This is a genomic window from Variovorax sp. 20P10.2.4 (assembly GCF_058244205.1).
In genome coordinates this window covers 1-9,590 of the sequence record NZ_JBZAYE010000261.1, presented here as the reverse complement: position 1 = coordinate 9,590, position 9,590 = coordinate 1, and the positions used below count along the sequence as shown (strand labels likewise).

The 9,590-nt window shown below is 66.2% G+C and carries 7 protein-coding genes; 1 reads left to right on the top strand and 6 read right to left on the bottom strand.

Annotation, left to right across the window (positions count from 1 at the left end; all coding sequences use genetic code 11):
- Positions 1 to 59: 59 nt before the first annotated feature.
- The 6 genes from fmdA to urtA form a co-directional block, all read right to left on the bottom strand.
- Positions 60 to 1,292 carry a formamidase gene (gene fmdA / locus AC27VN_RS22455; RefSeq protein WP_490877947.1) on the bottom strand — a complete coding sequence of 411 codons (1,233 nt, stop codon included), beginning with the start codon at positions 1,290 to 1,292 and terminating at the stop codon, positions 60 to 62.
- Between the two features lie 27 nt (positions 1,293 to 1,319).
- Positions 1,320 to 2,021: an urea ABC transporter ATP-binding subunit UrtE gene (gene urtE, locus AC27VN_RS22450; RefSeq protein WP_490877946.1), complete on the bottom strand. Its 702-nt coding sequence runs from the start codon at positions 2,019 to 2,021 to the stop codon at positions 1,320 to 1,322.
- 331 nt (positions 2,022 to 2,352) lie between these two features.
- Complete coding sequence (gene urtD, locus AC27VN_RS22445; RefSeq protein ID WP_490877945.1) at positions 2,353 to 3,096, bottom strand: urea ABC transporter ATP-binding protein UrtD; 744 nt, start codon at positions 3,094 to 3,096, stop codon at positions 2,353 to 2,355.
- A 14-nt stretch (positions 3,097 to 3,110) separates the two neighbouring features.
- The gene (gene urtC / locus AC27VN_RS22440) at positions 3,111 to 4,295 is read right to left on the bottom strand and encodes an urea ABC transporter permease subunit UrtC (RefSeq protein WP_490877944.1); all 1,185 of its coding nucleotides are present in this window, start codon (positions 4,293 to 4,295) and stop codon (positions 3,111 to 3,113) included.
- A 25-nt stretch (positions 4,296 to 4,320) separates the two neighbouring features.
- The gene (urtB, locus tag AC27VN_RS22435; RefSeq protein WP_057593106.1) at positions 4,321 to 5,235 is read right to left on the bottom strand and encodes an urea ABC transporter permease subunit UrtB; all 915 of its coding nucleotides are present in this window, start codon (positions 5,233 to 5,235) and stop codon (positions 4,321 to 4,323) included.
- Between the two features lie 155 nt (positions 5,236 to 5,390).
- Positions 5,391 to 6,656, bottom strand: a complete 1,266-nt coding sequence (gene urtA, locus AC27VN_RS22430) for an urea ABC transporter substrate-binding protein (protein ID WP_057593105.1) — start codon at positions 6,654 to 6,656, stop codon at positions 5,391 to 5,393.
- 270 nt (positions 6,657 to 6,926) lie between these two features.
- Here urtA and AC27VN_RS22425 point away from each other — a divergent pair.
- The coding region (locus AC27VN_RS22425) for an ATP-binding protein (protein WP_490877943.1) at positions 6,927 to 9,590 on the top strand (2,664 nt) is incomplete at its 3' end.

Sequence of the window (9,590 nt, the reverse complement as noted above, 5' to 3'; positions counted from 1 at the left end):
CCGCCGCAGCGTCCGCAATCGTAGTCGTAGGTGGGCATGCGGCTTCCTTCCTCAATGCCTCAGCGCAGGTCGGGCGACAGCGGCATGTCGATGCTGCCATCGATCATCTTCACGGGCCCCGTGGCGTTGGGATTGATGTCGAAGTCGAAGATGCCCGTGGGCAGCCACAGGGTGGCGCAGGAGTTGGGCACGTCGACCACGCCGCTGATGTGGCCCTGCACCGGCGCCGTGCCGAGGATCGAGTAGGCCTGCGCGCCCGAGTAGCCGAACTTCTTCAGGTACTCGATGGCGTTGAGGCAGGCCTGGCGGTAGGCCACGTTGACGTCGAGGTAGTGCTGCCTGCCGCTCTCGTCGACCGAGATGCCCTCGAAGATCAGGTAGTCGTTGTACTGCGGCGTGATGGGGCTGGGCTTGAAGATCGGGTTCTTGATGCCGTACTTGGCCATGCCGCCCTTGATCAGCGAGACCTTCATGTGCACCCAGCCGGCCATCTCGATGGCGCCGCAGAAGGTGATCTCGCCGTCGCCCTGGCTGAAGTGCAGGTCGCCCACGCTGAGGCCCGCGCCGTCGACGTAGACGGGGAAGAACACCTTCGAGCCGCGCGACAGATCCTTGATGTCGCAGTTGCCGCCATGCTCGCGCGGCGGCACGGTGCGCGCGCCCTCGGCCGCGGCCTTGGCGCGTGCCTCGCCGGTCATCTTGCCCATGTGGGCGGTGCCCGCGAACGGCGGGTTGGCCAGGCCCGGCACGCGATCGGGGTCGGTGGCGATCAGCGCCTTCTCGCGCTCGTTCCACATGTCGAGCATGGGCTTGTCGGGCAGGCAGCCGATCAGGCCCGGATGGATCAGGCCCGCGAAGTTCACGCCCGGGATGTGGCGCGAACTCGTGAACATGCCCTTGAAGTCCCAGATCGATTTCTGCGCTTCGGGAAAATGATCGGTGAGAAAACCGCCGCCGTTCTTCTTCGAGAAAAATCCGTTGAAGCCCCAGAGGCTGTCCTGCTTGGCGCCGATGTCGAGCAGATCGACCACCAGCAGGTCGCCGGGCTCGGCACCCTTCACGCCCACGGGGCCCGAGAGGTAGTGCACGGTGCTCAGGTCGATGTCGCGCACGTCGTCGGCGCTGTCGTTGTTCTTGATGAAGCCGCCGGTCCAGTCGAAGGTCTCGAGGATGAAGTCGTCGCCGGGATTGACCCAGCAGGCCATCGGAATGTCCGGGTGCCAGCGGTTGTGGATCATCTCGTTCTCGGTGGGCGACTTGGTCAGATCGACCTTGATCAGCGTGTCCGTCATTGCAGTGGCTCCTGGTTGGGGTTGTGGTTAAACAGAGAGATAGGCCTTGATGCGCTCGACATCGGTCTTGTCGCGCGCGGTCTCGTGCACGAGGCGCCCGCCTTCGATCACGAACAGGCGGTCGGCCACGTCCATGGCGAAGCTCAGCACCTGCTCCGACACGACGATGGTCAGGCCGCGCAGCTTGCGGATCTCGTTGAGCGCCTTGGCGATGTCCTTGATGATCGAAGGCTGGATACCCTCGGTGGGCTCGTCGAGCAGCAGCACCTTGGGATCGGTGACGAGGGCGCGCGCGATGGCCAGCTGTTGCTGCTGCCCGCCCGAGAGGTTGCCGCCCTTGCGCCGGCGCATGTCCCACAGCACGGGGAAGAGCGCGTAGATCTCCTCGGGGATGCGGCGGGTCTTCGAATTTTCGAGGCCGGTCTCGATGTTCTCCTCGACGGTCAGGGTCGGGAAGATCATGCGGCCCTGCGGCACGTAGGCGATGCCCTTGGCGACGCGCCTGAAACTCTCGTCGCGCGAGACGTCCTGTCCCGTCACTTCGATGCGGCCGCTCTTGAGGGGGAGCACGCCCATGAGGCTCTTGAACAGCGTGGTCTTGCCCATGCCGTTTCTGCCCATGATGGCGACGGTCTCGTTGGCCATGCCCTCGAACGAGATGCCATGCAGGGCTTCGCTCTGGCCGTAGGCTACGTGGAGGTTTTCTACCTTGAGGTTGATGTTGCTCATTTGCCTGGCCTCTGTTTGGGTGCGTTCTTTGCCTGGGGTGCTGCTGTTCGGGGCGCGTGCACAGGACAGCGGGTACTTCCCTCCGCGAATGTCCCCCGGCCTTCGGCCTCCTCCTTTATTTCGCTGCGGGAAGCACCCACTGCCCTGTGCACGTGGGCGCTGTGGTGGTGCCGGCCGCACAACAACCGTTGTGTCCAGGCGCACGTCGATGGGGTACTCCCCGCAGCGAAATAAAGGAGGAGCCGAAGGCGGGGGACATTCGCGGAGGGGAGTACCCCGTCGGCGTGTGCCCGCCCCGAACGACGAACACTCGACACAACAAGAAGATTCATCAATGCCCCAGATAAACGTCGATGACCTTCGGATCCGCCTGCACCTTCTCCATCGGACCTTCCGCCAGGATCTTTCCCTGATGCATCACGGTCACCTTGTGCGCGATCTGTTTCACGAAAGCCATGTCGTGCTCGATCACGATCACCGCGCGGTTCTGGCAGATGCGCTTGAGCAGCTCGGCCGTGAGCTCGCGTTCGCGCGCGCTCATGCCCGCGATGGGTTCGTCGAGCATCAGCAACTCGGGTTCCTGCATCAGCAGCATCCCGATCTCCAGCCACTGCTTCTGACCATGGCTCAACAGGCCCGCTTCGGCGTCGAGCCGGTCGGCCAACCCGATCTCCGTCGCCACTGCCTGCACACGTGCCTTGACCTCGTCGTCGCACTGGAAGGCGAGCGCGCCGAACACCGAGCGGCCCTTGGGAAACGACACCTCGAGGTTCTGGAACACGCTGAGGTTCTCGTAGATCGACGGTGTCTGGAACTTGCGCCCGATGCCCAGCCGCACGCGCTTGTGCTCGGCCATCTTCGTCAGCTCCGTGTTCTTGAACTTGATGCTGCCGCCGCTGGCGCGCGTCTTGCCGCAGATCAGGTCGAGCAGCGTCGTCTTGCCGGCCCCGTTCGGGCCGATGATCACGCGCAGCTCGTTGCGGTCGATGTAGAGCGTGAGGTCGTCGATGGCCTTGAAGCCGTCGAAGGACACGCTGAGGTCTTCCACGGCGAGCGCGAAGTCGGTGTTGCTCATGGTCGGTCTCCGGTTCAGGCGCGCTGGCTGCCCACGCCTTCGGGCAGCGTGGGTTCGGGTGTTGGCACGACCGGAGCCGCGGCCACCGCCGGCGGCTTGACCGCGGCCTCGCGCAATGCCTGGCGGCGCGACTTCCACCACGGGCGGATCTTTTCTTCCCACAGGCCCGCCAGGCCCATCGGGAAGGCCATCGTCACGCCGATGAACAGCCCGGCCATCAGGAACAGCCACAGGTCCGGGAAGCTCTCCGAGAACAGCGTCTTGCCCGCGTTCACCAGCAGCGCGCCGTAGACCGCGCCCACCAGGCTCATGCGGCCGCCCACCGCGCAGAAGATCACCATCTCGATCGAGGGCACGATGCCCACGAAGCTCGGCGACATGAAGCCCACCTGCAGCGCGAACATCGCGCCGCCGATGCCCGAGAGCCCGGCCGCCAGGCAGAAGGTGAAGACCTTGAAGTTCGACACGTCGTAGCCCGAGAAGCGCACCCGGTCTTCCTTGTCGCGCATCGCCAGCAGCAAGGTGCCGAGCTTGCTGGTCTGGATCCAGCGGCACAGCACGATGGCCGCCACCAGCAGCGCCACGCAGACGTAGTAGAGGATGTACTTCGCGCTGTCGGTGCGCGTGTCCCAGCCCAGCATCGTCTTCAGGTCGGTCATGCCGTTCACGCCGCCGGTGTAGCCCTGCTGGCCGATGATCAGCACCGTGAGGATCAGCGCCACCGCCTGCGTGATGATCGCGAAGTAGACCCCGCCCACGCGGCGCTTGAACATCGCGAAGCTGATCAGCCAGGCCAGCGCCATCGGCACCGCCACCACCAGGATCAGCGTCAACGGCAGGCTCTTGAACGGCAGCCAGAACGCCGGCAGCGCCGTGATCTGGTTCCAGTCCATGAAGTCGGGAATGCCCGGCGTCGACTGGATCTTGGTCGACACCGGGTCGGAGGCCTCGAGCTTGAGGAACATCGCCATCGCGTAGCCGCCGAGCCCGAAGAACACGCCCTGCCCGAGGCTCAGCACCCCGCCGTAGCCCCACACCATCACCAGTCCCACGGCGACGAAGGCATAGGTGAGGTACTTTCCCACCAGGTTGAGTCGGAAGATGTCGAGCGACAGCGGCAGCACCACCGCGAGCAGCAGCACCAGCAGCAGCAGGCTGCCGAGCTGGTAGCGCTGGATCGAGGCCTTGAGGAAATTCATCGGGAGTTCTCCGGGAAAGCGAAAGTCAGCGACGCACCTTGACGGCGAACAAACCTTGCGGCCGCATCATCAGAATGAGCACGATCAGCGACAGCGTCAGCACCTTCGCCATCGAGCCGGTCATGAAGAACTCCGAGACCGACTGCGTCTGCGCGATGCCGAAGGCCGAGACCACCGTGCCCAGCAGGCTGGCCGCGCCGCCGAAGGTGACGACCAGGAAGGCGTCGACGATGTAGAGCGAGCCCGAGGTCGGCCCGGTCGAGCCGATGGTGGTGAAGGCCGCGCCCGCCACGCCGGCGATGCCGCAGCCGATCGCGAAGGTCAGGCGGTCGGTCTTCTTGGTGTCGATGCCGGTGGCGTTGGCCATCGTGCGGTTGGCCACCGTGGCGCGCACCCGCAGGCCCCAGCGGCTCCGGTGCAGCGCGATCAGCACGCCGCCCGTGACCAACGCGGTGAGCACCAGCACGAACATGCCGTTGATCGGGATGTCGAGACCCTCGTGCGGCGTCCACGAGCCCATCAGCCACTCGGGCAAAGTCGGGCTCACCTCCTTCGGACCGATGAAGGTGCGGAAGATCTGCTGCAGCCCGAGGCTCACGCCCCAGGTCGCGAGCAGCGTGTCGAGCGGCCGCTTGTAGAGATGGCGGATCAGCGCCCATTCGACCAGCCAGCCGACGATGAAGGCGAACACGAAGGCCAGCGCGATCGAGATCGGGAAGTAGTACGGCATGAAGGCCGGTGCCAGGTGCTCGGTGACCTGCGCCGCGAGAAAGACCGAGTAGGCCCCGATGGTCATGAACTCGCCGTGCGCCATGTTGATGACGCCCATCTGGCCGAAGATGATCGCGAGCCCCAGGCCCATGAGCAGCAGCACCGCGAAGAGGCTCAGCCCCGCGAAGCCCTGCATCAGGCCGATGTTCCACATGTCCGACAGCGTCATGGCGACAGTTCCAGGTGTTGGGGTAGTTGCTCCTTCCCCCTCTGGGGGAAGGTCGGGATGGGGGCAGGCGGCGTGCGCGGTGGTGACGCCGCTTGCCCCCACCCCTGCCCTCCCCCAGAGGGGGAGGGAGAAGGACAGAGACAGGCAGGCAGGGATTACTGGTAGCCCTTGGGGAACGGATCCGGCTTGATCAGCTCGGCCGACTCCGCCACCACCTTGAACGTCCCGTCCGGCTGCCCCTGGCCGATACGCGCCTTGCTCCACAAGTGATGGTTCGCGTCGAGCTTCACGTAGCCTTCGGGCGCGGTCTTGAGTTCGATGCCCGGCGAGCCGGCCACGACCTTGTCGACGTCGAAGCTGCCGGCCTTCTCGACCGCCGCCTTCCACAGCCACGGGCCGAGGTAGCCGGCCTGCGTCACGTCGCCGATCACCGCGTCCTTGCCGTACTTGGCCTTGAAGGCGGCCACGAACTTCTTGTTGTTCTCGTTGTCGAGCGACTGGAAGTACTTCATCGACGAGTAGAAGCCCGCGAAGTTCTCGCCGCCCACGCCGGTCATCTCGTCCTCGGTCACGGCCAGGGTCAGCAGGAACTGCTTGTCGCCCGTGATGCCCGCGGCCTTGAGCTGCTTGTAGAAGGCCACGTTCGAGCCGCCCACCACGGCCGCGAAGATGCAGTCGGGCTTGGCGACCTTGATCTTGTTGATCAGCGAGTTGAAGTTGGTGTGGCCCAGCGGGTAGTACTCCTCGCCCTTGACCGAACCCTTCTGGAAGTTCTCGATGTGCTTGCGCGCGATCTTCATCGAGGTGCGCGGCCAGATGTAGTCGGAGCCGACGAGGAAGAAGGTCTTCGCCTTCTTCTCCTTCGCGCCCCAGTCCAGGCCCCAGATGATCTGCTGCGTCGCTTCCTGGCCCGTGTAGATCACGTTCTTGCTCTGCTCCAGGCCTTCGTAGAAGGTCGGGTAGTACAGCAGGCCGTTCTCCTTCTCGAACACCGGCAGCACGGCCTTGCGCGAGGCGCTGGTCCAGCAGCCGAAGACGGCCGCGACCTTGTCGTTGACCAGCAGCTTCTTCGACTTCTCGGCGAAGGTCGGCCAGTCGGAGGCGCCATCTTCCTTGATGACCTTGATCTTGCGGCCCAGGATGCCGCCCATCGCGTTGATCTGGTCGATCGCGAGCTGCTCGGCCTGGATCGAGCCGGTCTCCGAGATCGCCATCGTGCCGGTGGACGAATGCAGCTGGCCCACCGTCACTTCGGTGTCGGTCACGGCGAGCTTGGTGGTGTTGACCTTGGCCGTGGGGAACTGGCCCTGGCCGAAGCTCAGGCCGCTCAGGCCCATCACGGGCAGCGCGGCGGCGCCTTGCAGCAGGCGGCGGCGACGCAATGCCAGGGCATCGAGGGAAAGATCGGAATCACGCGACATCGAAGAACTCCAGCAGGTTGAGGAAAGTACAGGCCGCGCACCATCGAAGTGCATCGGACGGTGCGGCTGGCACCATGGCTGGAACTTTAGAAATCACTGGCCGCTGCGCGAATACGTCATTCAACGTAGCGGCCTGCGCATCGCCTGCCCGCAGACTCGCGGGACCGACGACGACGGACCGGGGGGCGCACGGCGGGCACGGAGCGCTTCTTGCAATGCAGCTGCACCATGCCGATCCCCTCGCCGTCGCCGTCTCCACGAGACACCCCGATGCCTTCCGTCAATTCCGTGAGCGGGCAGAAGATCTTCCGCATCCGACGCGACTACAACGCCTGGGTCGCGAACGAGACGCTGGAGGACTACGCGCTGCGCTACACGCCGCGCAGCTTCCGCAAGTGGTCGGAGTTCCGGGTCGCGAACGCGGCCTTCGGCGCCACCTCCTTCCTCGCGCTCGAGGCCATCGGCGGCGCGATCGCGCTGAGCTACGGCTTCTCGAACGCGCTGTGGGCGATCCTCGTGGTGGGGCTGATCACCTTCCTCACGGGCCTGCCGATCTCCTACTACGCGGCGCGCCACGGCGTCGACATGGACCTGCTCACGCGCGGCGCCGGCTTCGGCTACCTGGGCTCCACCCTCACCTCGCTGATCTACGCGAGCTTCACTTTCATCTTCTTCGCGCTCGAGGCCGCCATCCTCGCGCTCGCGCTGCAGATGTACCTCGACTGGCCGCTGTGGCTGCTCTACCTGGTGTCCTCGCTGGTCATCATTCCGCTGGTGGCGCGCGGCATCACGCTGATCTCGGGGCTGCAGCTGTGGACGCAGCCGATCTGGATCGTGCTGTTCGTCTGCCCCTTCGTCGCGGTGCTGGTGAAGAAGCCCGAGCTCTATGCCGACTTCACCGGCCTCGTGGGCCGGGTCTCGAACAGCAGCGGCTTCGATCCGCTGATGTTCGGCGCCGCCGCCACGGTGGCCTTCTCGCTGGTGGTGCAGATCGGCGAGCAGGTCGACTACCTGCGCTTCCTGCCCGAGAAGACGGCCGCCAACCGCGTGCGCTGGTGGACCGCGGTGCTGGTGGCCGGGCCGGGCTGGATCGTGCCGGGCATGCTCAAGATGATGGGCGGCGCCTTCCTGGCCTTCCTCGCGCTGCAGCACGAGATCCCGGCCAACCATGCGATCGAGCCGACGCAGATGTACCTCACGGGCTTCGCCTACGTGCTGCGCGACCCGGCCTGGATCCTCGGCATCACGGTGCTGTTCGTGGTGGTCTCGCAGATGAAGATCAACCTCACGAACGCCTATGCCGGCTCGCTGGCCTGGTCGAACTTCTTCGCGCGGCTCACGCACAGCCATCCGGGCCGCGTGGTGTGGCTGGTGTTCAACGTGGTGATCGCGATCCTGCTGATGGCGCTGGGCGTGTTCGCCGCGCTCGAGCACGTGCTGGGCTTCTACAGCAACATCGCGATCGCCTGGGTCGGCGCGCTGGTGGCCGACCTGGTCATCAACAAGCCGCTGGGCTGGAGCCCGAAGACCATCGAGTTCAAGCGCGCCCATCTCTACGACATCAACCCCGTGGGCCTGGTCGCCACGCTGGTGGCGGCGGCGCTCGCGATGCTGGCCTACTCGGGCGCCATCGGCCAGTGGGCGCGCTCCTTCTCGCCCTTCATCGCGCTGGCTACCGCGCTCGCGGTCTCGCCGCTGCTGGCCTGGCGCACGCGCGGGCGCTACTACCTCGCGCGGCGCGACATCGCGCACTGGACGCCGGGGCAGATCGTGAAGTGCTCGGTCTGCGACAACGGCTTCGAATCGGAGGACATGGCGCACTGCCCGGCCTACAGCGCGCCGATCTGCTCGCTGTGCTGCACGCTCGAGTCGCGCTGCCACGACCGCTGCAAGACCGACTCGCGCGCGGCCGAGCAGATGAGCGGCTGGCTGCAGTCGCTGCTGCCGCCGGCGCTGTCGGCGCGGCTCAACTTCCGCGTCGCCCACTACCTGATGGTGGCGGCCTCGCTGGTGGCGCTGCTGGCCACGGTGATGGGCGTGGTCTACGCGCAGGAGGCGATCACCGGCGCCAGCGCGGTCGATCCGCGGCTGCGCGATGCCTTCCTCAAGGTCTTCACCCTGCTGTCGCTGGTGGCGGCGGTGGCGGCCTGGTGGGTCGTGCTGGGCAGCGAGAGCCGGCAGATGGCGCAGGAGGAATCGAACCGCCACAACCACCTGCTCACGCTCGAGATCGAGGCCCACCAGCGCACCGATGCCGCGCTGCAGGCCGCCAAGGAAGCGGCCGAGGCGGCCAACCAGGCCAAGACCCGCTACGTGGCCGGCATGACGCACGAGCTGCGCACGCCGCTCAACAGCATCCTGGGCTACTCGCAGATCCTGCTCAAGGGCGATGCCGCGCTGCCGCCGCGCGAAGCGGTGCAGACCATCCACCGCAGCGGCGAGCACATGCTGGGCCTGATCGACGGCCTGCTCGACCTGGCGCGCATCGAGGCCGGCCGGCTGCAACTCGAGCCGGCGCCGCTGGCGCTGCCGGCCTTCCTCGACCAGGTGGTGCACATGGTGCGGCCGCAGGCCGAGAACAAGGGCCTGGCCTTCGTCTACACCCACGCCGGGCGGCTGCCGCCCTGGGTGCATGCCGACGCCAAGTGGCTGCGCCAGATCCTCATCAACCTGCTGACCAATGCCGTGCGATTCACCGACAGCGGCACCGTCACGCTGCACGTGGACGCGCGCCGCGAGGTGCTGCGCTTCGACGTGATCGACACCGGCATCGGCGTGGCGCCGCAGGACCACCAGCGCATCTTCCTGCCGTTCGAGCGCGGTGCCGCCGGGCGACGGCGCGGCGAGCCCGGCACCGGGCTGGGCCTCACGATCACCGGGCTGCTGACCTCGCTGATGGGCGGCGAGCTCAAGCTGGCCGACACCTCGTCGGCC

What these genes read in the sequence shown, in the direction of transcription:
- fmdA (WP_490877947.1), bottom strand. Translation starts at nt 1,292, where the DNA reads ATGACGGACACGCTGATCAAGGTCGATCTGACCAAGTCGCCCACCGAG.
- urtE (WP_490877946.1), bottom strand. Translation starts at nt 2,021, where the DNA reads ATGAGCAACATCAACCTCAAGGTAGAAAACCTCCACGTAGCCTACGGC.
- urtD (WP_490877945.1), bottom strand. Translation starts at nt 3,096, where the DNA reads ATGAGCAACACCGACTTCGCGCTCGCCGTGGAAGACCTCAGCGTGTCC.
- urtC (WP_490877944.1), bottom strand. Translation starts at nt 4,295, where the DNA reads ATGAATTTCCTCAAGGCCTCGATCCAGCGCTACCAGCTCGGCAGCCTG.
- urtB (WP_057593106.1), bottom strand. Translation starts at nt 5,235, where the DNA reads ATGACGCTGTCGGACATGTGGAACATCGGCCTGATGCAGGGCTTCGCG.
- urtA (WP_057593105.1), bottom strand. Translation starts at nt 6,656, where the DNA reads ATGTCGCGTGATTCCGATCTTTCCCTCGATGCCCTGGCATTGCGTCGC.